Raw genomic sequence first — 24929 nt, 5'->3', positions numbered from 1 at the left:
CTCACTTGAAGACCTTGCGGTCGGTATTAGGACGGGCAACGCGCGCGGGGTTGCCCAGGGCGATCACGTCGTCGGGAATGTCGGAGTACACGACCGAGCCCATGCCGACGATCGAATTGGAGCCGATGCGCACACCTTCCTTGATCAGCGCGCCCATGCCGAGGTAGCTGTTCGCGCCGATCACGCAAGCGCCGCCGATGTTGACCATCGACGAGACGACCGTGTTTTCGCCCACCTCCACGTCATGGCCGACAATCGACATGGTGTTCACACAGGCGTTGCGGCCGAGCCTGGCGTCGCTCGAAATGGAGCACAGCGGCGTGACGACGAGCCCTTCGGCCAGCAACGCAGTGTCGGCAACGAGCGAGCTGACGTCGATCACCTGGCCGAGCCGGGCGCCGGCTTCGCGCAGCTTGTTGCCGAGCTTTTCGCGTCCCGCCGGTTCGCCCACGGCAATCACGAACTCGGCTTGGTCGAGATGCTGGGCGACTTCGGCGTCGTCGAAGCGCAATACCTGGGTGCCGTAGAAAGTGCGTTCGGCGCGGATGTCGTCGACGAAGCAGATCTGATCCCAGCGCCGGGTCGCCGCGTTCCGGCGACGGGCGACGTCCATCACTTCTTTACCGAAGCCGCCGGAGCCGTACACGAAAAGTCTGAGAGTCACGATATCTATCACTCGAACATGAATGCCGGCGTCGCGCGGCCCGTATGGCGGTGGATGCCGTGAGCCGCACATCGCCAGACTGACGGGCACCGAGGCCAATGGAACATGGTCGAAATTATGCCGCCCGCCCCCTGCGGGCGATTCCGGGAGTTAGCACGGGAAAAGCCTTTAAATCGGGGTATTGCAAGGTAGGCGGGCGAAGGGGGCGGGCCGGCCCGGTAGAGCGCGGATTATGCGTGGCCGGTCAGCGCGCCGAGGCGGCACAGCATGGATTTGCGTCGCCGGTCAACGGGCAGGAGCGGCACAGCGTGGATTTGCGTCGCCGGTCAGCGGGCCGAAGCGGCACAGCATGGCTTGCCTGACGCGTCGCCGGACCCGGCGGCAGGCCCAGCGGCGAGCGCCGACCAGCTGACGGGCGGCGTAAAGCGTCCCGGCCGCGCAAAATGCCGCCCGGACCGGGTGGCCGCGCGGCGAGCGGCGTCGACCTAACGCGTCAGCGTAATCGCCAGATAAGTCGCATACAGCGCGCCGCAAAACAGCAACGCCCACACCGGCGCGCCGCGCTCGCGCGCGTTGAGCCTCAGCCAGGCGGCCGCGGCGAGCGTGATGACGATGCCGGTCAGGACTTCGATGCGCGGCGTCCACGGCGTCAGCAGAATGCCGATGGCCGGCAGCAACGTGCCCTGAAACACCATGGCGCCGGTGATGTTGCCAAACGCCAGCGTGTCCTTGCCACGGCGGATCCACAGGATGCTGTTGACCTTCTCCGGCAATTCGGTCGCGATCGGAATGATCAGCAGCGACAGCAGCAGCGGCGACACGCCGAACGCCGCGGACACGCCCCGCACGCCGTGGATAAAGCCCTCCGCGCCCCACACCAGCAAGCCCACCGCGAGCAGCAGCTGGATGGCGATAGTGGCGAGGTTGGTCGGCACGCCGAGGCGGGCGAGCATCATCTTGCCGGGCGCCTCGGTACCGTGGCCCGCATCGACGAGATCGTTCGACGCGCGGAAAGTCGCGACCACATACGCGACATAGACGCCGACGAGCGCGACGCTGAAAAGCGCGCGCACGATGCGCTGCTCGTGCGGCACATACATGGCCGCCGCAGCCAGCAGGAACGCGAATAGGAAATAGTTGAGGTCACGCGTGAAGCCCGAGCGTTCCGGCACCACACGCCCGGCCATGCCGCGCGAGCGCAGCACCGCGAGTGTCATCAGGAAAGTGGACAGGGTGGACAGCATCAGCGGCGCGCCGAGAATGGCGCCCACGCCGATCTCTTCATTGACGGCATGGTCAGCCGTGCCGCCGACGATCGCGATCAGCGGCACCAGCGTCTCCGGCAGCGCGGTGCCGACCGCCGCGAAGAGCGAGCCGGTCACGCCCTCGGATATCTTGAGCCGCTCGCCCAGGTGTTCCAACGCGTTGGTGAAAAGCTCGGCCGCCACCAGAATGACGACCAGCATGACGGCCAGTTCGAAGAGAAGACCGGTCATGCGCGGCTCCGTGCATCGACGGAAAAGGCGCGGCGCGGCAGATGGCGCAGGAAGGATTCGAAGAGGGGACGAGGTAATTTCACAGCGGCTCCGCGGTCGGACGTAAGACGAACCATGACGCACCGCTACCCGTCCGACCAGAACGAAGCGGTGCGCCAATGGTCTCGCCAAACCGACCGGTCGAACGCGCCATGACCCAAAGGCCAAGTATGTTGACGCGCTCTCCTTCACGCGACGCGTGAAGGAAGGCTACTCCCCAGTGACTGGGCGATTCTAGCGGGAGTGGGTGCGGGGAACAAGGTTGGGGTTGGAAGGCGTGAGTGCGCGGAATGCTGCGGGGAAATAGAGAAGGCTTGGGCGCGGAAGCCTAAACCCTTGATGATGAGCCAATGCTTGTTTGGCGATGTCTGGCAATTGTTTGATTGGCGCGCCCGGCTGGGATCGAACCAGCAACCCCTGCCTTCGGAGTTTTACCCGCGCGCAAGGTCTCTTTATAAATCAATGCCTTACGCAACTCGCAAACTGAAAAACCAAGGCTAAACAAGGCCATTCAAGGCCAACCAAGTCCATCCAAACTGTATTTCCACTGTACAGCGGGGATCGCGCAGGCGCCGGACGATCCATGGACCCACGGGTCTTTCACATCCTATGGTTAGGAAATCACGCCGAAATCCTGCTTGGTGGCTTACTTCGTCAGCAACGTAGCGCGGAGCAATCTTTTGGGGCCCAGGTCTGATATGCTTCACAGAAAAGCCAGCCTTATTGAAGAGTCGAATGGGCACAATTTATAAAAATCCTGCGCTGGTCGAGCTCATCGTAGAGCTACGATGGGAACTTACGCCTACAATTATGCCGCCGGGCGGCGGACTTGACCCGTTTTTTGACGTGTTACGAGCGGATATGGCTCCGCGCCTGGCGACTGCAGGGTATCCTCGCACGCAAGACCTTGTGCCTGCTAATGTGCCTCGCGAACTATTAGCATGGCAACCGTTCGTCCGCTTCGAGCCAGCGCCTGATACATGGCCAAAGGTCCAACTTGGACCCGGACTGTTTTCAGCACACATGGCGGGGCCGCAATACACCGGCTGGCCCGACTTCGAACCCTCGGTTCGCGAAGCGTTCGATCTGCTTCTGCAGTCTTTCCCAAGCTACCAAAAGCTGTTGAGGCTGAAACAGGTGGTGATTCGCTATATTAATGCGTTCACGACTTTGCACGGGCTTGAGAACTATGCTCAATTCACGTCTCGGTACTTGGGGCTCAAGTCGGTCATGCCACAACCGTTTCTCCAGTCTTTGGGGGTGCAGCTTGGAGACGTTTCGACCACGTCGCAGAGCAAGTTCCCAATTAGGGGGCTTGCAGCCTCCCATCTGAGCATCCAAGCCGCAGAGGGAGCGGTTAATGGCGCTCCAGCATGCATACTCCAGTTAGCCGTCGAGGGCGGAAATGTCATCAAGCCTGAACACGCCGATCTAATGGCATGGTTCAACGGGGCGCATGACGTGGCAAGGCAAGCGTTCACTTCACTTGTCACACCTGAACTCATCCAAGTGATGCAGCCGGAGGAGAAACCATGAGCGATATCAGTATTCGCACTCCATTTGACCTCGGCACGGATTTCGCGTCCGAGGCTGTCTCTTTCACAGGTATCTCCCGAATCACCACTTCCTTGCAAAACGGGGCGTTCGCGTTTACTCGGCCGTTTTCGGTAAGGCTCATAAAAACCTATGCCATAAATGAGTTAGAGATAGGTGCCGCAGAAAACCTATCGATGGCAGAAGAAATAGTACAAGTAAGCAAAAGCGCCGAGAAGTTAGCGCTCGAAAAAACGATTTTGGGATTTCTGGACGGCGATTATTTGGACGACTCTGAGGCGGAACAACAGCTTACGGAAGCTGTTCCCGAGGCCTTAGTATTTTTAAACGAATTACCTCCGCAAGCCCCTCTTCCAATTGCTTCATTGGCTGCAGATGGCATCATTACTCTTGAATGGAACGAAGACAATAAGAAGGCCGCAGCTATGTTTGAAGGGGAGGAAGACTACGGATACACGTATTTCAATGGGGATCGGTATATACCTGGCGAAACCACCGGCGTAGCTGGGGCTGGCATACCTCAAGACCTGAACATGTATCTTACGAAATAATTTTTCGATGGTTGACGACTACGAAATAGAAAAAAGAAAGCAAGGTCGGCTGTCACTCGGAATTGTCAAAAGAGGAGAGCGGATTCTTATTGCTTTTGTCCAACCGCTGAATTGGGAGGACAATGATTTTACGCGGGATGCTTTTAAGAAGAAGGATTTCGTCGAATGCAAGCAGTCTGTTGCAAGGCAACGGTACTCCTCACCACCGCGCATCCGCTTCTTTGTATTCGACGTCTTGCTTTCGAAAAAGCCAGGTCGTGAGGCGAAAGGGCTTATGCAGTTTTCCGCGCGCCAACTCCGCAAAATGACTACAGAGGGGGGGCAGCGAGAATTTCTTATAATCGACGCCCCGCTCGTCAGCAACGGAAAAATCGACTATGCCCACGCTCATGTTGGATTTTCCCCGGAAATAGCCTCGGCAAATAGAAGTGTGCAGGCGGCGGCGATACAGAACTTCAAAGACGTTGTGAGAGCCGGCGGCGGGCCGGCAGCTCCTGAGAAATTTTTTCTTCCATATCCGTTTCTGTATATCCGACCCGCTGAAGTCAAGCTTCTGTTTCATCGATTGCGCGTGTGGTATTTGCGAAGGATCGCCGACCCGGAAATTCGAGGCGCGATCGGCGCCCACGACTAACGCTTTGCGCTTTGCACTTTTTCTGGATCGTTGCACAGCTGACGGTCAACGCGCATCAAAGTGCAGCACGCCGGTGCGCGAAAAGTCCCCCTGCGCCCCTTGCGCTGCGGGAATCGCCAAAGTGAGTCACCCGCACTAAAACGTCTCCCCTTGGCGAGGCATCCAGGCGTGGGGGGGACTGCGGTTTGAGCAATTAGGTCCTTCATCAACGACACGACGGCCCTTTGGAGTCCCGCTTCCGCGCCGGCGATCGGTGTGAGTCCGCCACGTCTTGGCGTTCCGAGGATCGTCGCTAACGTCCGGTCCTAGTCCGGCAAGAGCCGATATGACTGGTCAGCTCGAATCGGGGAAATACAGGCCTAGCGGCGCCCGACATACCGCTAGCTAGGCATCAGCCGTTGTGGCAGGCATTAGGGTTGTCGCCAAGATAGACCCGGTCCGAAAGATTCGACGAAGAAATACGTCATAATGCGCGTTTCTCGGCCGTTCGAAGGAGGACGACTCCTAGGCTATCGATTGATAGGTATTGACGCCGCCAGCCAGGAACCTAAACATGCAGATATCAATGATCTGGTGGAATACCAGTCTTTCCCCGACCGCTAAGCGAAGACGATCCACGGACGCGGAACGGGCGATCGTTTTCAGCATGATTGATTTTTTCGCAGGAACGTTATCAATCGATGTGATCTGCCTTGGTGAGATGTCTGCCGCGGACGTGGTTGCTATGCGCAATACTTGCACTATCTCTGAGTATTCGATTTACGAGGGTTTTTCACGCGCCGGGAGGAGTTCTTTTGATGTCTGTGTGATTTTTCGTAAAAACGCATTACTTATGCTCGATCACAAGGAAATTGTGAGTTTCAGCGGGCCAAGTGCGCTCAAGGTCGGCCAGCGAGTAGATTTCGCGTTGGCGGACAACGAGACGGTGATACACCTGTTCGTATCGCACTGGCCTAGCCGACTATGGTGCGACGAAAATCACACTGACCGTCATCGGCTGGGCATGCATCTGCGAGAAGCAGTGAATGACGTCTTGGGGGCAGATAATTCGGGCCACGTTGTGGTCCTCGGCGACTTTAATGACGAGCCGTTCGCTCCGTCCTTAGAAGACCACCTTATGGCAACGCGTGACCGCGCTCTTGCCTCCCGACGTCGACACCTGATGTATAACCCTTTTTGGCGCCATCTTGCTTCAAATGTTTTGTATTCTTCCGGATCGGCGGAGGGAGTTTCACATGGAGGCAGCTACCACTACACATCGGGCCGCCTTACTCAATGGCACACCTTCGATCAGATTATTTTTTCTTCATCGTTTCTTGGCAACTCTCAGTGGCACCTTAGAGAAGATGCTGTAAAAGTCCTCGATATCCCCTCATATACAGACCTGGTTCGAGATCGGGACGAGTCGTTCGATCATATGCCTGTATTTGCGCTAATTGAAAAGGTGAGCTTAAATGGTTGATTTTATAAAATCTCTCCATGTAGGACTGGATGCCGCGAAAACAGCCGAGCAGAATCGCGCAGAGATTGACGCGATATTCGAAGAACTGAATCGGCAATTATCCCAAGCGACCGACGGCAAGGTTCGATTAAAGCGCGCGGAATTTAATCAAGGTTTGCAATTTACCGCGACTTTTCAGCGCGTGACGTATTGGGCCTTGGCTGTGTTTTCGACGATAGAGGGAATACAGCCTACCGAAATTGCAAAATGGCACATGGATCGCTCAGGCTATCCTTGCACTATCGATACGGAGTCGTCCAGTAAATGGCATTGCCAAGACAAAGAAGGGTTAGAACGTGCGCTTGGTTTGCTGCTCCAAGATCCACTTGTCGGTGAGATAATTCAAAAATATATCCGCATGACGCCTCCGAGTCCGACCGAAGCAACGTAAGCCGCAGATCGCGGAACTCACCTACTGTGGTAGTCGCGGGAACACCAACGACTGCGTTACATCTGAGGCAGCGGACATTCATCATGAACGGGACAATCTATGTTCGATCACGTTGTCTTGCGAAGGGCTGAAGGCGGATCGCCAGTGACCGCTGGTCAGGTCGCGGAAGCGCTGCTCTACTATCAGAAGGTGCACCTCGTGATCGATCGGGGGACGTTGTTTCAATTGGTCAAGCAGGTTGGAATCGATTGCCTCAGACTGCTGCTGCAACGTCCGGAATTATCAAGTGTCTATTGCGAGGAAAACCTTGGTACACACAGCACGTCAGTGGGTGTCACGCAGTTTCACGACTACGTAGCTTTCTCGTTCGCAGGTGACCAGACGAAGACGCTTCGTTCGCCGGAGGAACGGTTGACCTATGAGCTCGAGCGCCAAGGAGTCCCCCGAAAGGCAGCTAGGGATTTTTCAAAGTGGTTTTCTGTTCGTATTCCACTTCGGAAGTACTCCGGGAACCATTTTGTGAAGGGAGGGATTCCGGGCGCCGCGAGGCGTGATTTGTCTGATGCCGAATTTGTCCACGAAGCTATCCGGCAGGCTATCGGTGCATCGGCTGAAGGATACAAATCGGACCAGGGTTTGCAATTCGAACTCGTGCAGACTGAGCAGGGTTACTGTGCTTTTTCAAACATTGACTTTGCCGCAATAAACTCACATCGTGCGACGATGAGGCCGCCGATGGAAGCTGTGACAGTCGCCCATTTGTTAAGCAACATTTTGGAAGCGCGGGCAGACCTGGCAATGGCCTCCTACTACGGAGGCGATTTCGTGACTTCCAGTGTTGCGTCTTCGATCATTCGCGTGCGGTACGCCGAGCTGCTGCGGCGCTCTCAGTTGAACTCCGAATCTCGCCAACAGTTTGTCGATGTGCTTCTTCCGAACGCCCCGAGCTTAGCCGAAGCTATCGACTCGGGTGAGCGTTCGATCGCCGAATTTTTTCGCTTGTTGGACAAGGGCGACCGATTCAAAAATTGGCTCGGAGCGGTAAATCCAGACGACAATTTGGTCCACGCCTACATTCGTGACATCACGTCAGAACCTTGGACTCAGGGAATCACCGCCAAGACGATTCGATATGCGATGACAACTGCGCTCGGCTTCGTAGGTCCAGTAACGGGTACATTGTCGGCGCTCGCGGACAGTTTCGTGGTCGATAAACTATTGTCAGGGTGGCGGCCCAACCATTTCGTCGTTAAGACACTGTCGCCGTTCCTGCACGGGCACTGATTGCACACCCGGTCAACCGTTGCGTGTTCGGAAGACGGCCGGTGAATCGGCAGCAAGACCGGACGGCAGTGAAGAGCAGATCAGTAACGATCTCAATGCGAACGTCCAACGCGTCCGGCGCGGCATTCGGGGTTGCGGCCGTTGAAACGCTGTAGGCTGCTCAGGGCACGGGTCACAACCGCTTGATTCCGTACAAATTGAATCGCACTACTTCATCGCCGAGCCAGTCATTGAGCTGTGTAAAGCGGCGTTGCAGGGGCGCGATTTCGTTCGCACCGAACCCGCCGGTATTGCTTGGCACGGTCCCCATGAGTTGCGGCGGGATACGATGCGCCGCGAGCAAGTCGTCGCGCGTGACATTCTTGATGTTGAAAAACTCGTCTTTCGCCGTGACCTCTGAAACGGGAATGAGCTGAATGCCGTCTTTCTTGCCGTTCGGCGCATACATGAAAAGGTTTCGGAAATTCCCCGGCCCGTTGCTGTTCTTCAAAGCCTCGCGCATTTTGTCGACATCGCTTTGACTCTGCGCCGCATCCGTCATGTACAGGATGAAACCGGCGTGCGAACCATTCCCGTAATACTTGCGACGAAAGAGCGTCGCCGACTCGTTCAACCATGCCGAGTGCAGCGCGCCGAGATATTCGGGCAAGCCGTACACCTCCTGATTAATGTCAGGCTCCATCAAGTGATGCACGGCACCCGGCTCGAACTCGTGTTCGATCTGCTGGTATCCGTTGAGCTGCACGAAGCGTTGCAAGTCGATCCGCCGGCGCATGTATTTCGACGGCGCACGTTTGAGGGCGAGTGTTCCGCCGAGCCGGTTCGTGCGGCGATCGATGTACCCGTTGCCGAACGTAAGGAAATCGAGCGCCCATTTGTCGAATTCCTCGCGCGTGAGCAACTTGTGCGGAATGAACGTCGACGAAAGCACATTGCGTTTGAAGTAGATCGCCGAGCCGTGATGCACGCCGGCGCGAAACGTCTTTGCCAGTCCCGACCATGACACGGGCGGCTCATACCAATCGCCGGCCGACCACGCTTGCACGTAGTCAAGAATTTCGGCCCGATCCATCACCGGCACTGGATCGTCGAAGGTAAAGGCCTCGGCCCTTGCCGGCGTCGACGTGGCCGCCGGCGTCGTGCTCGATGTGTTAAAACTGCGCTTGCGCTTGCTCATTAAGAGAACTCCATAAAGCCGGTATTGTTTGCGGTCACACCCTCTAGCGGCTCGTTATCGAGCGCGTGCAGACACGCCCAAGCTAGATCGGCATGCCCTGTTTCTTCACTGCGGCTCGCCTCGTATGTCACCTTTCGGCCGCTCGCCGTTATGGTTTTTCGAATGGCCATGAACGATTGCGCTAGGTCTGTCCAACCCGCATCGAATTCGAGCCGGCCCTTGCTGATGACCGACAAGCCTTTCAGCACGAGCCGGCCTTTGATTCTGGCGAGTAGTTAAGCGCGACCGCGCTCGGATAGAACTGTTTGACGAGCTGATAAACGCCCTGGCCGATGCCGGTCGTATCGATCGACATATCTTCGACGTTGTATTGCTGCGTGATCTGTCGAATCGCCTCGGCTTGCGCCTCGAAATCCATGCGGCGAAACTGCTGCTTGTGCAGTACGCGGAACTTGCCCCCCGCCACCGCCGGCGGCGCAACGACGACAAGGCCGGCCGAGTCGCCGGAAAGCGCCGGGCCATAGCCCACCCATACCGGCCGGAACCCGAAAGGGCGGGGCGCGAGCGGCTTGAAATCGTCGGCCCATTCTTCCGACGAGTCGACCATGCAGCGTTGCAGCTCGACGAGCGGAAAGAGCGACGCCGTATCGTCGATAAACTGACACATCAAAAGGTTCGCGTATTCCTGCGCGCTTTATTCAAGTCGCAGCTCGTCAATATCGAACAGGTCACACCCGCCGGCGACGGCATCCTCGACCGTGACGATCTGGCGAAACTGCCGATCCTCGCAAAGCCGGCCGCGAGCGAGCGCCGCATGCGACGTATCGAGATGAATGTGATCGGCCTTTGCGCGCCCCCTGTTGTAGTGCTCGCCAGTCCAGAAGGTATAGGCCTCGTGAGTGATGCTCGACGGCGTAGAGAAATACGTCTTACCGCTGTTTTGCCACGAGTCAGACATGCTGCCTATTTTTTAGGCCATCAGTCAGCCATGCCGGAATCGGCTGACTCATGGCAACTGATGGCAGGCGTTTCCTTACCGATCAATGACTTGCGACCGCCCGCCCGGCAATCCACGTGTCCACGAGTTGCGCTGCGTGTGCCCCCATCGCGCGTCCGTCTGGAGAGCGGCCGATGAGTACTGTCGATCTTGTTCAGGCCGCGGCAATGCTCGGCGCGCATCCGGAAACGGTGAGACTCAAGGCGAAGGCCGGCGAACTGCCGGGCCGGAAGGTAGCAAGCGCTGGATGTTCTCCACGATTGCGCTGCATCGTTACCTCGCGGGAGAATGGATTCCGCGAGTTGTGCAGGGCGATCACCAGGAAGATGAAAAATGTCGCTCTATAAACGAAGTAAAAGTCCGAACTGGTATTACCGACTTTCCCCGCCCGGTGGCGGCCCGGTCGTACAGGGCAGCACTGGCACCAGCAACAAGGAGCAGGCGCAGGAGTTCTACGACCGCCTGAGAGTGGATCTGTGGAATCAGGCCAGGCTCGGTCACAAGCCGCGCTAAACCTGGAATGATGCAGTGGTCCGATACGTGAGCGAACGTGAGGGCATCGCCAGTCTGGAAACCAGCAAGACGCATCTGCGGTGGCTCGACCAGCACCTCTCGGGCGTGCTGCTGACCGATATTGACCGCAACCGCATCGACGCGATTGCGCACATCAAGCGGATGGAGCCGCGGGTTGTCCAGACCCGCAAAGGTCCCCGGAAGCTCGGCCGCAACGTCAGCGCCGGAACGGTGAACCGCGTCGTCGGCGTGCTTAAGGCGGTCCTGAATGCAGCTGTCGAGTGGGAGTGGATCGACCGGGTGCCAAGGACGAAAAAGGCCAAGGTCGTGTCGCGCCGGATACGCTGGCTGACGCTCGCGGAAGCCGAACGTCTGCTGGCCGAGCTGCCGACGCATCTGGCCGACATGGCGCAGTTCAGTCTCGAGACCGGGTTGCGCCGTGCCAACGTGACGGGCCTCCAGTGGTCGCAGGTCGATCTGGTGCGGGCCGTCGCCTGGATTCATCCGGACCAGGCAAAAGCCCGCAAGGCGATCACGGTGCCGCTGTCGGACACGGCAATCGCGGTGCTACGGCGACAGCGCAGCAAGAAGCGCATGCCTGAATACGTCGAAAGCGTGTTCGTGTACCACGGCAAGCCGGTTTATCAGACGGTGACGGCGGCATGGACCAAAGCGCTCAAGCGCGCCGGCATCCGCGATTTCCGCTGGCACGATCTGCGCCATACGTGAGCCAGCTGGCATGTGCAGCGCGGCACGCCGTTACAGGTTCTGAAGGAGCTGGGAGGGTGGGAAACGCTGGAGATGGTGCAACGCTACGCGCACCTGTCGGCCGATCACCTGGCACGCTGGGTCCAGCCGCACACGCAGGTCGTCGACCTGCAGACGGCCGCTCGCTGACTGTGCCAACTGTATTTTGACTGTACTGGAGAGAAATGCTGAAACTGGAAAACCGCTGAAATCCTTGTCAGGATTGGCGCGCCCGGCTGGGATCGAACCAGCAACCCCTGCCTTCGGAGGGCAGTACTCTATCCATTGAGCTACGGGCGCTTCGACTTGACAGCGCGGCGATCCGAGCGGATGCGGCGCCAAAGCGAGACCGAAAGGATACCCGGTTTCGGCCATACCGTCCACCGCACGGCCTCCGGGGCCTTTTTCCCGCACATTGCCGCCTATTGCCGGCGCTTCAACACGCTCTCCCAACTCACCCCCATCACTTCGCACGATGCGGGTAAACGCCTGCTGAACACCTGGCCGCGCCTCTCGCCGCCGTCGAAAGCTTGCGTCTATAATCGTCCGTGGCTGATCAAGAACAAGAAGTTGCCGTCGCGCTGTACCGCTCACATACCCACGGAGACGAGACAAGCATGAGCGAAGCACCACACGGAGCCCCGATCAAAACCCCAGGACAGCTCATCGCCGCGGTCATCGCCGGGTTTGCTGTGCCGATCATCATCATCGTGCTGCTGGCTTACTACGTCGACAATTCGACACGCACCGGCGCCGGCACCGACAGTCTCTCCGAAGCCGAAGTCACCGCCCGCATCAAGCCTATCGCCCAGGTCGAGATTCGCGACGCCAACGCGCCGCGCGTGTACAAGACCGGCGAGGAAGTCTACAAGGCGGTCTGCTCGGCCTGTCACGCATCGGGCGCCGCTGGCGCGCCGAAATTCACCAACACCGCCGACTGGGCGCCGCGCATCTCGCAAGGCTTCGACACGCTGTTGCACACCGCGCTCGCCGGCAAAGGCGCCATGCCCCCGCGCGGCGGCACGAGCCCCGACGATTACAGCGACTTCGAAATCGCCCGCGCGGTTGCATACATGGCGAACAATTCTGGCGCGAGCTTCCCCGAACCGGCACAGCCGGCATCAGGCGCCGCGGCGGCATCCGCGGCGGCTGGGGCGTCCGCTGCAACGGCAGGCGGCGCTTCCGACGCAGGCGCGGCCCAGGCGGCCGCGGCAATGGCCGCCATGGCAAGCGTTCCGCAAGCCGCCGCCGCTCCCGCGTCGGGCGCGACGCAAAGCGCCGATGCATCGCAAGCGGGCAAGGCGTTGTATCAGCAGGTCTGCCAGGCATGTCACGCAGCCGGCGTGCTCAACGCACCAAAATTCGGCGACAAGGAAGCCTGGGCGCCGCGCCTGAAAGAGCCGATGGACACCGTCTACAACTATGCGCTGCACGGTAAGGGCGCGATGCCGCCCAAAGGCGGCTCGAATGCGTCCGACGCGGACGTGAAGGCCGCCGTCGATTACATGGTCAGCGCGGCGAAGTAACGCGCGCGTTCATCGCGCGCAAAGACCTTCCATTCCCGGCGCTTGCAATCCACACGAATCCCTGCACCGCAGCCATGCGGGCAGGGATTTTTTCATGCGCAACGAGTTTGAGCGGCTTCGTCGCGGCTATCAGACAACTGCCTCGGGTGAACGCCCCGCCCCCTCACGCCTTCTGCAACAGCGCCTTTAAACTCGCGAGCCGGTCTTTCGGCGACATCGGCGCTTCGTCCGCCGTGGGCGGCGGCGCATCGTCGAGCAGCATTTCGGGGATGAACCGCGACGGCTCGCACACCACCGTCTCCCGCGCGCGCTTGCGCTTCTTGCACCAGTTCAGATGCAGGCTGCGCTGCGCACGTGTGATCGCCACATACATCAAGCGGCGCTCTTCCTCGATGCGCGCGTCGTCGATCGGTTCGTCGTCCGCGCCGCCACGATGCGGCATGATGCCTTCTTCGACGCCTACCAGAAACACATGCGGATACTCCAGGCCCTTCGACGCGTGCACGGTCGAGAGCCTGACCGCGTCGGGATCTTCTTCGCGCCCTTCGAGCATCGACATCAGCGCGACTGTCTGAATCAGACCGAGCAGGTTCTTGCCGGTATCGGCGAGACCGTCCGCCGTGTCATAACCCGTTGCCTCGCTGTTCGCGCCACCAGCCGCGTCTGCTGGCTCGGCCTTGGTGCCCTTGCGCTTCAGCCATTCGATAAACTCCAGCACGTTTTGCCACTTCGCCTGCGCCTGGCGTTCGTCGAATGCGTCGTATAGATACGCTTCGTAATGGATCGCGTCCATCAACTCGTCGAGCAGCGTGCCCGCCGCATCTTTTTCGGCGCGCTCGGTCAGGCGCTGCATGAAGTCGCAGAACACGCGCATCGGTTCGATCTGGCGCGGCGACAGGCGTGCCTCGATGCCGCCCATATACACGGCCTCGAACAGCGACACCTTCGCCTGCCCCGCGAACGAGCCGAGCGCCTCGAGCGTCGTATTGCCGACCCCACGGCGCGGCGTCGTGATCGCGCGGATAAACGCGGGGTCGTCGTTCGCATTCGCGATCAGACGCAGATACGCGCAGATGTCCTTGATCTCCGCCTTGTCGAAGAACGACTGCCCGCCCGACAGCACATACGGAATCCGCTCCCGGCGCAACACCTGCTCGAAGATGCGCGCCTGGAAGTTGCCGCGATAGAGAATCGCGTAATCGCGGAAGTTCGCGCGCCGCTCGAACTTGTGCGCGGACAGGCGGAACACCACAGATTCGGCTTCGTGCTCTTCGTCGTTGCACCCGGTCACCGTGATCGAATCGCCCATGCCGTGCTCGGACCACAGCTTCTTTTCGAAGAGCTTCGGATTGTTGGCGATCACGTTATTCGCGGCCGTGAGAATGCGCACCGTCGAACGATAGTTCTGCTCCAGCTTGATCACGTGCAGCTTCGGAAAGTCCTTGCCGAGCTGCGCGAGATTTTCGAGCGTCGCGCCGCGCCAGCCGTAGATGGCCTGGTCGTCGTCGCCTACCGCCGTGAACGCCGCGCGCTGTCCGGCCAGCAGCTTGAGCAATTCATACTGGCACGCGTTGGTGTCCTGATACTCGTCGATGAGCAGATAGCGCAGCTTGTTCTGCCAGCGGTCGCGCACCTGCTCATTCTTCGCGAAAAGCTCGGCGGGCAGGCGGATCAGATCGTCGAAATCCACCGCCTGATACGCATGCAGCGTCGCCACATAGTTGCGATAGACGATCGCAGCCTGGTGCTCGTCCTCGTTCGCGGCAATTGCAATCGCCTCTTCGGGCATGATCAGGCCGTTTTTCCACAGCGAAATGATCGACTGGATCTTGCGGATGAAACCCTTGTCCGTCGAGCCGACCTGTTCCTGGATCATGCCGAAGCAGTCATCCGAATCCATGATCGAGAACTGCGGCTTCAGGCCGACGTGCTCCGCTTCCTGCCGCAGAATCTGCACGCCGAGCGAGTGGAACGTGCAAACCGTCAACTGATTGACGGGCACTTTGCGGCCCTCTTTGCCGGGCGTGGTGAGCGTCTTGCCCTCCAGCAGCTTGCCCACGCGCTCGCGCATTTCCGCCGCGGCCTTGTTCGTGAAGGTGACGGCCGCGATGTGGCGCGGCTCGAAGCCCTTCGCTTCGATCAGGTGCGCGATTTTCTGCGTGATGACGCGCGTCTTGCCACTGCCTGCGCCGGCGAGCACGAGACACGGCCCGTCGAGATAACGGACCGCTTCACTTTGAGCGGGATTCAGGCCTGCGGACATCTTGTGTGGATGGGGTGTTGCGGTTGAAATGCGGCTGCGAAGACGCTGCGGCGCGCCCCGTTTTGCGCGAGAGGAGCGATGCTATCACGGATGAAAACGGCGCATGAATTCGCGGCGCCCATTCGCGTGGACCACCTCATCAGCCAGCGGTTCGTGATGCAAAAGACCCCGTTCATGCCTTTGGCGCAGTCCGCGTTCGCGCCATGCCACAATGACGGCGTTGCGCGCCGTCGCCGCGGTGGCAAAGCGGCGCGCCGTTTTTGCAGGAAGACACGCATGTCCGCATCGCTGAAAATTGGATTGATGGGTTACGGGTTCGCCGGCGCGACCTTTCATGCGCCGGTGATCGAGCACTGCGGCCGCGCGAGCGTCGCGGCTATCGCCACGGGCCGCCCCGAAGCCGCGCTCGCCGACTATCCGCACGCGAAAGTCGTCGCCGATCTCGACGCGTTGCTCGCGCTCGACGAGATCGAGTGCGTGGTGATTGCCACGCCCAACGACACGCACTTCGACCTGGCGCGCCGCACGCTCGAAGCGGGCAAGCACGTCGTGGTCGACAAGCCGGTGACATTGAGCGCCGCCGACGCGCACACGCTCGCCAACATCGCGCTCGCGCGCGGCAAGCTTTTCGTGCCCTTTCACAACCGTCGCTGGGACGGCGACTTCATGACCGTGCGCGATCTGCTCGCGAGCGGCGAGCTTGGGCGCGTTACGCACTATGAATCGCATTTCGACCGCTTTCGGCCCGAAGTGCGCCAACGGTGGCGCGAGGACGCATCGCGCGGCGGCGGTCTGCTGTTCGATCTCGGGCCTCATTTGATCGACCAGGCGCTCGCGCTCTTCGGCGCGCCGCAGACCGTGGCCGCGACGGTGCGCACGCATCGCGATCAGGCTAGCGCACCTGACTATGTGCACATTCAACTAGGCTACGGCGACTTCGAAGTGGTGCTCCACGCGAGCGCGCTGACGGCTATCGTCGCGCCACGCTTCGTCATTCACGGCACCCGCGGCAGCTACGTGAAGTACGGACTCGACACGCAGGAAGACCAGTTGAAAGCAGGCCTGCGTCCGGGCGACGAAGGCTTCGCAGGAGGCAATGCGGCAGGCATGCTGCGCGTCGTGGACGGCGATCGTGAGGTCGAGCGCGAACTGCCCACGCGCAACGGCGAGTATGTGAACTTCTACATCGCGCTCGCCGACGCGATTCAACACGGCGCGAAGTTCCCCGTGACGCCGCAAGACGCCGTCGATGTGATGACGATCATCGAACTCGCGGCGCGCAGTTCCGACGAAGGCCTGCGCCTTCCGTTCGAGCGCATCCGCTGAGCGAGCATGGCCGGCGCGCATCGAAGAATCTCGCGCTGGCCTCGCTAACCGCAAGCTGACAAGCCCGAAAGCAATACAACGTTACAAATCAGCGGGCTTCAGTGGTCGGCGCGATTCAGCCGTGATCCGTTGCTACGCGTGTAGCACCGCAAAACGACAACGACTTCACGGAGAGTCCATGCCACGTACCATCCGCGCGCTCGCTGCATGCGCATTGCTCAGTTCCCTCGCCGCCTGTGTGGTCGCGCCGCAGTCGGAGCCGGCGCCGCGTCCGAGCCCGCAGCAGATTGCCGACAAGCGGCTGCGGCAAGTCGACGGCCGCATCGATAACCTGAGCCGCCGTATCGACAATCGTGTGAATCTCGGCTATTACCCGCCCCCGCAAGGCGGCGAGCTGCACCATCGGCTCGACGTGATCCGGCGCGAAGCGCACGACATGGCCGCGCAGCACGGCGGCGGCCTCTCCGCCGACGAACAGCGCGTGCTCAACGAGGAACTGGATACCGCGGCGCACGCGATCGGCGAATGAGCACGCAGGGCCGGACGTCGTCGGATGAGCCCTTTATTTGACAAGCCCCCGGGCCTCGCGTAAATTCGCCGCACGCGTCGGGAGAGCGCGCTGGCCGCTGATTTCGCAGGCCGCGCCGCCGAAGGGGCACACCCGCAAACTCTCAGGCAAAAGGACCGAACGCGTCGAAAGACTCGCGCCCACGCAGCACCCAGCAACATCAAGGCGCCGTTTTTCGCACTCTGGAGAGCGGCAGTAGCCGTCTGCACCGCACACGCCGCGCAGACCCGGCAAGCTGCCCACCGAAGGGGCGCGCGTTCAACCGCGGCGAATCAAGATCGCCACGGCAGCGCAATCTCTCAGGTATCGAGGACAGAGGGGCCATGCAGCACCACGCTCGCAGCCATAAGGCGCGAGGCGCGGCGCCGCATGGCCTTTTTTGTTTCGCGAGACGCCCGAGGCCCCATGACCGAACTCAAACATACTCCGCTCAACGCCACCCATCGTGCGCTCAATGCCCGCATGGTCGATTTCGGCGGCTGGGACATGCCCGTCAACTACGGCTCGCAGATCGACGAACACCGCGCGGTGCGCACCGACGCGGGCATGTTCGACGTCTCGCACATGTGCGTCGTCGATTTCACCGGCGAGCGCGTGCGTCCGTTCTTCGAATACGCTCTCGCTAACAACGTCGGGAAGCTGCAAACGCCGGGCCGGGCGCTGTACTCGTGCCTGCTGAATCCGGACGGTGGCGTGATCGACGACCTGATCGTGTATTACTTCGGCGAAAACCATTTCCGCGTGGTCGTCAACGCCGGTACCGCCGACAAAGACATCGCGTGGTTCAAGCAGCTGAATGAAGGCGGCTTCGACCTGACCATCACGCCGCGCCGCGATCTCGCGATCGTCGCCGTGCAGGGTCCGAACGCGCGCGAGAAGTTCTGGCAAACGGTGCCGGCCACGCGCGCCGCCACCGAGGTGCTCAAGCCCTTCAACGCGGCGCGCGTCGACGGCACGCCGTTTGGCGAGCTGACGGTCGCCCGCACCGGCTACACCGGCGAAGACGGCTTCGAGATCATCGTGCCGGCGGATCATGTAGTCGCGCTGTGGAACGCGCTGCAAGCGCAAGGCGTGCGCCCGGCGGGTCTGGGCGCGCGCGACACGCTGCGCCTCGAGGCCGGCATGAACCTGTACGGCCAGGACATGGACGACAACATCTCGCCGCTCGACGCCGGCCTCGCGTGGACCGTCGACCTCGCTTCGCACCGCGAATTCGTCGGCAAGAGCAAGCTGGAAGTGGACGGCTCGAAGGCCGCGTTCGTCGGCCTTATCTTGCGCAAGGAAAACGGCAAGGCCGCGGGCGTACTGCGCGCGCATCAGAAGGTCATTACGCCGCACGGCGAAGGCGAAATCACCAGCGGCACTTTTTCCCCCACGATGCAGGAATCCATCGCCTTTGCGCGCGTGCCGAAAGGCGTACAGCCAGGCGATACGGTCCACGTGCAGATTCGTGACAAGTCCGTCCCTGCAAGCGTGGTAAAACTGCCGTTCGTGCGCAACGGTAAAGTGCTCGCGGCGGCCTGAGCCGCTGCAGGCAACCGCCGCCCACGTCCCCTCTTTTAGCCATTACCGAATCACCCCGCATAGGAGCATCCGATGAGCATCCCGGCCGATCTGAAATACACCGAATCGCACGAATGGGTCCGCACCGAAGCGGACGGCACGCTGACGGTCGGCATTACCGACCACGCGCAGGAAGCGCTCGGCGACATCGTCTTCTTCGAGGTCCAGGAACTGGGCAAAACCGTGACCGCCGGCGACACCGTCGCGGTGATCGAGTCGGTGAAAGCCGCTTCGGACATTTACGCGCCGGTCTCGGGAGAAGTCATCGAGGCGAACAGCGCCGTGGCCGATTCGCCGGATTCGGTCAACAGCTCGCCGTACGAAAGCTGGCTCTTCAAGATCAAGCCGGCCTCGGACGCCGCGCTCGACCGCCTGATCGACGCCGACGCGTATTCGAAGTCCATCGGCGCCTGATTCACTTTTACGTATAAACCGACAGGTGCGGCGCGCCCTTCGCATAAGGACAGCCGCACCGCCAGGAACACCATGAAGCTCGAACACCCGGATCGTCTGATGAACCGCACTCCTCTCTCGCTTGCCGCGCTCGAAGTGCATGACGCCTTCGCCGAACGGCACATCGGCCCGGATTCGGCCGACCAGCATGCCATGCTCGAAGCCTTGGGCTTCGCGTCGCGCGCCGCGCTGATCGACGCCGTCATTCCGCAGACGATCCGCCGCACCGAGCCGTTGCCGCTCGGGCCCTTCGCGCAGCCGAAGAGCGAAGCCGAAGCGCTCGCCGCACTGCGCGAGCTAGCGGACAAGAACCAGGTGTTCCGCTCGTACATCGGGCAGGGCTATTACAACGCGCATACGCCGACGGTGATCCTGCGTAACGTGCTCGAAAATCCGGCGTGGTACACGGCGTACACGCCGTATCAGCCGGAAATCTCGCAAGGCCGCCTGGAAGCGCTGCTGAACTTCCAGCAGATGGTGGTCGATCTGACGGGCCTCGCGATTTCCAATGCATCGCTGCTCGACGAAGCGACGGCCGCGGCTGAAGCCATGACGCTGCTGCAACGCGTCGGCAAGCCAAAGTCGAACGTGTTCTATGTTGCCGACGACGTGCTGCCGCAAACCATCGAAGTGGTGAAAACGCGCGCCACGCCGGTCGGCATCGAAGTGAAAGTCGGCCCGGCGGATGAAGCCGCGAATGCGAATGCATTCGGCGTGCTGCTGCAATATCCGGGTGTGAATGGCGACGTGCGCGACTACCGCGCGCTCACCGAAGCAATCCACGCAGCCGGTGGCCACGTGGTGGTCGCCGCCGACCTGCTCGCGCTGACCGTTCTGACGCCGCCGGGCGAATGGGGCGCGGACGTGGCTGTGGGCAATACGCAGCGCTTTGGCGTGCCGGTCGGCTTCGGCGGCCCGCATGCGGCTTATCTCGCGGTGCGCGACGAATTCAAGCGTCAGATGCCGGGCCGTCTCGTCGGCGTGACCGTCGACGCGCAAGGCAACCCCGCGCTGCGTCTCGCGCTGCAAACCCGCGAACAGCACATCCGCCGCGAGAAGGCCACGTCGAACGTGTGTACCGCACAGGCGCTGCTCGCCATCATGGCCAGTATGTACGCGGTGTACCACGGCCCGCGCGGCCTGAAGACCATCGCGCTGCGCGTGAACCGCATCGCCGCTCTGCTCGCGCAGGGCGCGAAACAGCTCGGCTACTCGCTGGTCAATGAAACGTTCTTCGACACGCTCACGTTCGAGACCGGCGCGCGTACGCAGGCGTTGCACGACGCAGCTACGGCGCGGCGCATCAATCTGCGCCACGTGAGCGCGACGCGCGTTGGCGTCTCGATCGACGAAACCACCACGCGCGGCGATCTAGCGGATCTGCTCGCCGTGTTCGCGCAAGCGGCGTTCTCGAGCGACGTGCCCGATGTGGATGCGCTCGACGCTGAACTGGCCGCATCGCCAAACACGGCCTCGGTGCCTCAATCGCTGGAACGCACGAGCGCGTATCTCACGCACCACGTGTTCAACCGTCATCATTCGGAAACGGAAATGCTGCGTTACTTGCGCAGCCTGTCCGACAAGGACCTCGCGCTCGACCGTTCGATGATCCCGCTCGGCTCCTGCACGATGAAGCTGAACGCGACCTCGGAAATGCTGCCGGTCACGTGGCCCGAGTTTGGTCAGATCCATCCGTTCGCGCCGGCTGAGCAAACCGTCGGTTACCGCGAAATGATCGATCAGCTCGAAGCAATGCTGGTCGCCGCAACCGGCTATGCGGCCGTCTCGTTGCAGCCGAACGCCGGCTCGCAAGGCGAGTACGCGGGGCTGTTGATCATCCACGCCTATCACGCGTCGCGCGGCGAAGGGCATCGCAACGTCTGCCTGATTCCCGCGTCGGCGCACGGCACCAATCCGGCGTCGGCGCAAATGGCCGGCATGCAGGTCGTGGTGGTTGCATGCGACGCGCAAGGCAACGTCGACATCGAAGACCTGAAGAAGAAGGCCGATCAGCACGCCGACAAACTCGCTGCGATCATGATTACGTATCCGTCCACGCACGGCGTGTTCGAGGCGAACGTCCGCGAAATCTGCGAGATCGTGCATGCTCGCGGCGGCCAGGTCTACGTGGATGGCGCGAACATGAACGCAATGGTCGGCTTGACGGCGCCCGGCCAATTCGGCGGCGACGTCTCGCACCTGAACCTGCACAAGACCTTCTGCATTCCGCACGGCGGTGGCGGACCGGGCGTCGGTCCGGTCGCGGTCGGCGCGCACCTCGCGCAGTTCCTGCCCAACCAGATTTCGTCGGGCTACGAACGCGCGCCGAACGGCATCGGCGCTGTGTCCGGCGCGCCGTACGGCTCGGCGTCGATCCTGCCGATTTCGTGGATGTACATTGCGATGATGGGCGCGAAGAACCTGACGGCCGCCACCGAAACGGCGATCCTCAATGCGAACTACGTGGCGAAGAAACTCGCGCCGCACTATCCGGTGCTGTACTCGGGCCCGGGCGGCCTCGTCGCGCACGAATGCATTCTCGATCTGCGTCCTATCAAGGAAACGAGCGGTATCACCGTCGACGACGTCGCCAAGCGCCTCGCCGACTACGGATTCCACGCTCCCACCATGAGCTTCCCGGTGCCGGGCACGCTGATGGTCGAGCCGACCGAATCGGAATCGAGGGAAGAACTCGATCGTTTTATCGAAGCGATGATCGCGATCCGCGAGGAGATCCGCGCCGTGGAAGAAGGCCGCTCGGACCGCGAGGACAACCCGCTGAAGCACGCGCCACACACCGCCGCAGTCGTCATCGCCGACGAGTGGAAGCATGCGTATGCACGCGAAACCGCCGCGTATCCGCTGCCCACGTTGATCGCGAAGAAGTACTGGCCGCCGGTCGGCCGCGCGGACAACGTGTATGGCGATCGCAACCTGTTCTGTTCGTGCGTGCCGGTCGCCGATTACGAGTAAGCGTTGCCTTTGCCGCGCATCGTCCGTACTGGTAGCCGGGCGATGCGCGGTTCTGTCGCTTCACGCCGCAAACGGCTAACATCTCACACCGAATCAGCCCAACGAGGAGTTCCGCATGGTGCGAAAGGTGCGATTGATGCAAGGCCCGGCCGATGCAACGCGAGATCGCAGGCGGCGGCAAGCTTGTGTATGGCTCTTGGCCGGCGCGGTCGCGTGGCTGCCGCTGCGGCATGCGCAAGCCGCAATGAATTTCTGCGCGGCCCCCGCATGGCAAACCAGCGAGCGCACAAACGCCGATCCTGGCGTGAAGGCTTTGGTGAGCAATGTGCAGGCGCATCTGAACGACCAGCCGCACGCGCAGCCGAAGCTGCACACGGAAGGCACCCTGCCGCACGAAGGCATCTACGATCAGAGCGTGGAAGCGGAGAGGGACCTCGCGCTGCTGCGCGACGCCGCGCTTGCCTGGCGCGCCACTAGCGACGACCGCTATCTGAAGCTCGTCGACCGCTTGCTGTACGCGTGGGTCACGACCTATCAGCCGAGCTTCAATCCCATCGACGAAACGCATTTCGAAGGCCTGATTCTCGCGTATGACATGACCGCGAGCGCGCTGCCCGTAAAAACGCGCAATGCGTCGATGGCGTTTCTGACGAAACTCGCAAACGGCTATATCGCACAGATCGACGAGCAGCCGCGTCCGCTCAAAGGCAATTACCGGAACAACTGGCAAAGCCACCGGATCAAACTGATTGCAATGGCCGCCTTCACGCTCGACAACCGCAAGATGATCAACGCGGCGCAGCGTCTCTTTGTCGAGCATGTCGGCGACAACATCGAGCCAGACGGCTCGACTATCGATTTCGCCGAACGTGACGCGCTGCACTACGTCACCTACGACCTGCAGCCGCTCGTCACTGCCGCGCTCGCCGCGCGCCGTCACAACCGCAACTGGCTGCCGGAGAAGGGGGCGAACGGCGCGTCGCTGCAAGCCGCGCTCAACTGGCTCGCGCCCTATGCGGCCGGCAGCAGGACGCACGACGAATTCGTACATTCCAGCGTCGCATTCGACGCAAAGCGCCGCGAAGCCGGCTTGCCCGGCTATTCGGGTCAGTGGGATCCGAAGAACGCGGCGGAACTGTTTCATCTGGCGGCGCGTCTGGACGGACGCTACACGCCAATCGCGCTGCAACTCGCAGCAACGCCGCCCGCATGGCTTGCCGTGTGTTTGCCCATGCCGGCGCGCTAAACCATAGTCACTAGTAGGAGCAGTAAATGGCAGTCAGTGTGTTCGACCTCTTCAAAATCGGCATCGGTCCGTCAAGCTCGCATACGGTCGGGCCGATGCGCGCGGCGCTGATGTTCGCGCAAGGGCTCGAACGCGACGGGCTGTTGGCAAACACGGCGTCCGTCAAGGTGGATCTGTACGGTTCGCTCGGCGCGACGGGCAAAGGCCACGGCACCGACCGGGGCGTCATGCTCGGCCTGATGGGCGACGCGCCCGACACCGTGAATCCAGACACGATTGGTGAGCGCCTGGAAGCGGTCCGCACCACGCGCAAGCTGGCCTTGCTCGGCACGCACGAGGTGCCGTTCGTGCAGAAGGACCATATTTCTTTTTATCGGCAGGCGCTGCCCGAACATCCGAACGGCCTGAAGCTGCGCGCCTTCGACGCGCAAGGCGAGACCTTGCGCGAGTCGACGTATCTGTCGGTGGGCGGCGGCTTCGTCGTGACGGCCGGCGCGCCGAACACCAAGGTGCTCGCCGCCGTCGATCAACTGCCGCATTCATTTCGCAGCGGTAACGAGTTGCTCGCGCTGTGCGAATCGACCGGCAAAAGCATTGCGCAATTAATGTGGGAAAACGAACGCGCGTGGCACACAGAAGAGGAGACACGCGCGGGCCTGCTGAAAATCTGGGACGTGATGCAGTCGTGCGTGGCGCGCGGGTGCGGCATCAATAACCCGGACGCGGACGGCAACTTGCCCGGTCCATTCCAGGTGAAGCGCCGCGCGCCGCAGTTGTATCGGGCGCTGTCGGGCAACCCTGAGCTGGCGCTGCGCGATCCGCTTTCCATGGTCGACTGGATCAATCTGTACGCCATCGCCGTTAACGAGGAAAACGCCGCGGGCGGCCGCGTCGTCACCGCGCCGACCAATGGCGCCGCCGGCATCATTCCGGCCGTGCTGCATTACTACACGCGCTTCATGCCCGGTGCGAACGAACAGGGCGTGATCGACTTTCTGATGACGGCGGCAGCCATCGGCATCCTGTACAAGCTGAACGCGTCCATTTCCGGCGCGGAAGTAGGGTGCCAGGGCGAGGTCGGCGTCGCGTGCTCGATGGCTGCGGGCGCGCTCGCGGCGGTGATGGGCGGCACGCCGAAACAGGTAGAAAACGCGGCGGAGATCGGCATGGAGCACAACCTGGGGCTCACCTGCGATCCGGTCGGCGGCATGGTGCAGATTCCGTGCATCGAGCGAAATGCAATGGCGTCGGTGAAGGCAGTCAACGCGGCGCGCATGGCGTTGCGCGGCGACGGCAGCCATTACGTGTCGCTGGACTCGGTCATCAAGACCATGCGTGAAACCGGCGCGGACATGAAGACGAAGTACAAGGAGACTTCGCGCGGCGGTCTGGCGGTGAATATAGTCGAGTGCTGAGGCCTGATTGTCCGGTTATGTGCCGGACGTCGGTTGACTGATTCGCAG

Annotated in this window: 20 protein-coding genes, 1 tRNA gene, 2 pseudogenes and 3 riboswitches; of the genes and pseudogenes, 17 read left to right on the top strand and 6 right to left on the bottom strand. The window is 61.2% G+C overall.

The genetic code is table 11. From position 1 onward, the window contains the following. Position 1: 1 nt before the first annotated feature. The gene (locus tag A3AC_RS0107740) at positions 2-664 is read right to left on the bottom strand and encodes a NeuD/PglB/VioB family sugar acetyltransferase (protein WP_025598195.1); all 663 of its coding nucleotides are present in this window, start codon (positions 662-664) and stop codon (positions 2-4) included. 485 nt (positions 665-1149) lie between these two features. Then, on the bottom strand, positions 1150-2160 hold the full coding sequence (locus A3AC_RS0107735; protein ID WP_025598193.1) for a sodium:calcium antiporter: 1011 nt from the start codon (positions 2158-2160) through the stop codon (positions 1150-1152). Positions 2161-2252: 92 nt separating this feature from the next. Further along, positions 2253-2430: riboswitch (yybP-ykoY riboswitch) on the bottom strand. Between the two features lie 504 nt (positions 2431-2934). On the opposite strand from A3AC_RS0107735, the gene A3AC_RS29860 reads away from it, so the two are divergent. The 6 genes from A3AC_RS29860 to A3AC_RS0107700 all read left to right on the top strand — a co-directional run bounded on the left by A3AC_RS29860 (position 2935) and on the right by A3AC_RS0107700 (position 8114). After that, positions 2935-3735 (top strand): TIGR04255 family protein, encoded by an 801-nt coding sequence (locus A3AC_RS29860; protein WP_084515403.1) that lies wholly within the window; start codon positions 2935-2937, stop codon positions 3733-3735. Then, entirely contained in the window at positions 3732-4304 is a 573-nt protein-coding gene (locus A3AC_RS0107725) for a hypothetical protein (RefSeq protein ID WP_025598191.1), read from the top strand. Before A3AC_RS29860 ends, A3AC_RS0107725 begins: the two co-directional genes overlap by 4 nt. 7 nt (positions 4305-4311) lie before the next feature. Continuing rightward, positions 4312-4938, top strand: a complete 627-nt coding sequence (locus tag A3AC_RS0107720; RefSeq protein ID WP_025598190.1) for a hypothetical protein — start codon at positions 4312-4314, stop codon at positions 4936-4938. 553 nt (positions 4939-5491) lie between these two features. Then, positions 5492-6400, top strand: a complete 909-nt coding sequence (locus tag A3AC_RS0107710) for an endonuclease/exonuclease/phosphatase family protein (protein WP_035474872.1) — start codon at positions 5492-5494, stop codon at positions 6398-6400. After that, positions 6393-6830 carry a hypothetical protein gene (locus tag A3AC_RS0107705; protein ID WP_025598188.1) on the top strand — a complete coding sequence of 146 codons (438 nt, stop codon included), beginning with the start codon at positions 6393-6395 and terminating at the stop codon, positions 6828-6830. Before A3AC_RS0107710 ends, A3AC_RS0107705 begins: the two co-directional genes overlap by 8 nt. 99 nt (positions 6831-6929) lie before the next feature. Beyond that, positions 6930-8114 carry a hypothetical protein gene (locus A3AC_RS0107700; protein ID WP_025598187.1) on the top strand — a complete coding sequence of 395 codons (1185 nt, stop codon included), beginning with the start codon at positions 6930-6932 and terminating at the stop codon, positions 8112-8114. 172 nt (positions 8115-8286) lie between these two features. On the opposite strand, the gene A3AC_RS0107695 is transcribed toward A3AC_RS0107700, so the two are convergent. Both A3AC_RS0107695 and A3AC_RS30355 read right to left on the bottom strand, forming a co-directional pair. Further along, positions 8287-9291: a phage portal protein gene (locus A3AC_RS0107695; protein ID WP_025598186.1), complete on the bottom strand. Its 1005-nt coding sequence runs from the start codon at positions 9289-9291 to the stop codon at positions 8287-8289. Continuing rightward, positions 9291-10252: pseudogene (locus A3AC_RS30355) on the bottom strand (phage terminase large subunit family protein); the annotation flags it as partial. The pseudogene A3AC_RS30355 and the gene A3AC_RS0107695, both read right to left, overlap by 1 nt. Positions 10253-10422: 170 nt before the next feature. On the opposite strand from A3AC_RS30355, the gene A3AC_RS30350 reads away from it, so the two are divergent. The 3 genes and pseudogenes from A3AC_RS30350 (at position 10423) to A3AC_RS29095 (ending at position 11698) form a co-directional block, all read left to right on the top strand. Next, entirely contained in the window at positions 10423-10635 is a 213-nt protein-coding gene (locus A3AC_RS30350) for a hypothetical protein (protein WP_156924584.1), read from the top strand. Continuing rightward, a complete protein-coding gene (locus A3AC_RS31275) occupies positions 10622-10801 on the top strand; it encodes a hypothetical protein (RefSeq protein WP_232231911.1) in 180 nt (59 codons plus the stop codon). The genes A3AC_RS30350 and A3AC_RS31275 overlap by 14 nt, the downstream gene beginning before the upstream one ends. 27 nt (positions 10802-10828) lie before the next feature. Beyond that, a pseudogene (locus A3AC_RS29095) lies at positions 10829-11698 on the top strand (tyrosine-type recombinase/integrase). 74 nt (positions 11699-11772) lie between these two features. Here A3AC_RS29095 and A3AC_RS0107670 read toward each other — a convergent pair. Next, positions 11773-11848, bottom strand: a tRNA-Arg gene (locus A3AC_RS0107670). A gap of 317 nt (positions 11849-12165) precedes the next feature. On the opposite strand from A3AC_RS0107670, the gene A3AC_RS0107665 reads away from it, so the two are divergent. Beyond that, positions 12166-13074, top strand: coding sequence for a c-type cytochrome (locus A3AC_RS0107665; RefSeq protein WP_025598182.1), 909 nt, complete (start codon positions 12166-12168; stop codon positions 13072-13074). 163 nt (positions 13075-13237) lie between these two features. Here A3AC_RS0107665 and A3AC_RS0107660 read toward each other — a convergent pair whose 3' ends face one another. Continuing rightward, entirely contained in the window at positions 13238-15337 is a 2100-nt protein-coding gene (locus A3AC_RS0107660; protein ID WP_025598181.1) for a UvrD-helicase domain-containing protein, read from the bottom strand. 276 nt (positions 15338-15613) lie between these two features. On the opposite strand from A3AC_RS0107660, the gene A3AC_RS0107655 reads away from it, so the two are divergent. The 7 genes from A3AC_RS0107655 to A3AC_RS0107625 all read left to right on the top strand — a co-directional run bounded on the left by A3AC_RS0107655 (position 15614) and on the right by A3AC_RS0107625 (position 24881). Continuing rightward, positions 15614-16663, top strand: coding sequence for an oxidoreductase (locus A3AC_RS0107655; protein ID WP_025598180.1), 1050 nt, complete (start codon positions 15614-15616; stop codon positions 16661-16663). 178 nt (positions 16664-16841) lie between these two features. Further along, positions 16842-17192, top strand: a complete 351-nt coding sequence (locus tag A3AC_RS0107650) for a hypothetical protein (RefSeq protein WP_025598179.1) — start codon at positions 16842-16844, stop codon at positions 17190-17192. 69 nt (positions 17193-17261) lie between these two features. Then, positions 17262-17360, top strand: a riboswitch (glycine riboswitch). Positions 17361-17403: 43 nt separating this feature from the next. After that, a riboswitch (glycine riboswitch) is annotated at positions 17404-17557 on the top strand. Positions 17558-17636: 79 nt separating this feature from the next. Then, a complete protein-coding gene (gene gcvT / locus A3AC_RS0107645; protein WP_025598178.1) occupies positions 17637-18755 on the top strand; it encodes a glycine cleavage system aminomethyltransferase GcvT in 1119 nt (372 codons plus the stop codon). 72 nt (positions 18756-18827) lie between these two features. Continuing rightward, positions 18828-19208 (top strand): glycine cleavage system protein GcvH, encoded by a 381-nt coding sequence (gcvH, locus tag A3AC_RS0107640; RefSeq protein ID WP_025598177.1) that lies wholly within the window; start codon positions 18828-18830, stop codon positions 19206-19208. Positions 19209-19280: 72 nt separating this feature from the next. Next, positions 19281-22220, top strand: coding sequence for an aminomethyl-transferring glycine dehydrogenase (gene gcvP / locus A3AC_RS0107635; protein WP_025598176.1), 2940 nt, complete (start codon positions 19281-19283; stop codon positions 22218-22220). Positions 22221-22335: 115 nt separating this feature from the next. After that, a complete protein-coding gene (locus A3AC_RS0107630) occupies positions 22336-23466 on the top strand; it encodes an alginate lyase family protein (RefSeq protein WP_025598175.1) in 1131 nt (376 codons plus the stop codon). A 26-nt stretch (positions 23467-23492) separates the two neighbouring features. Next, a complete protein-coding gene (locus tag A3AC_RS0107625; RefSeq protein WP_025598174.1) occupies positions 23493-24881 on the top strand; it encodes an L-serine ammonia-lyase in 1389 nt (462 codons plus the stop codon). Positions 24882-24929: the final 48 nt, after the last annotated feature.

It is taken from the genome of Burkholderia sp. WSM2230 (assembly GCF_000472445.1).
Taxonomy (GTDB): domain Bacteria; phylum Pseudomonadota; class Gammaproteobacteria; order Burkholderiales; family Burkholderiaceae; genus Paraburkholderia.
Note: the sequence above shows the minus strand (reverse complement) of the source record. Positions and strands in the feature narration are given on the sequence as shown.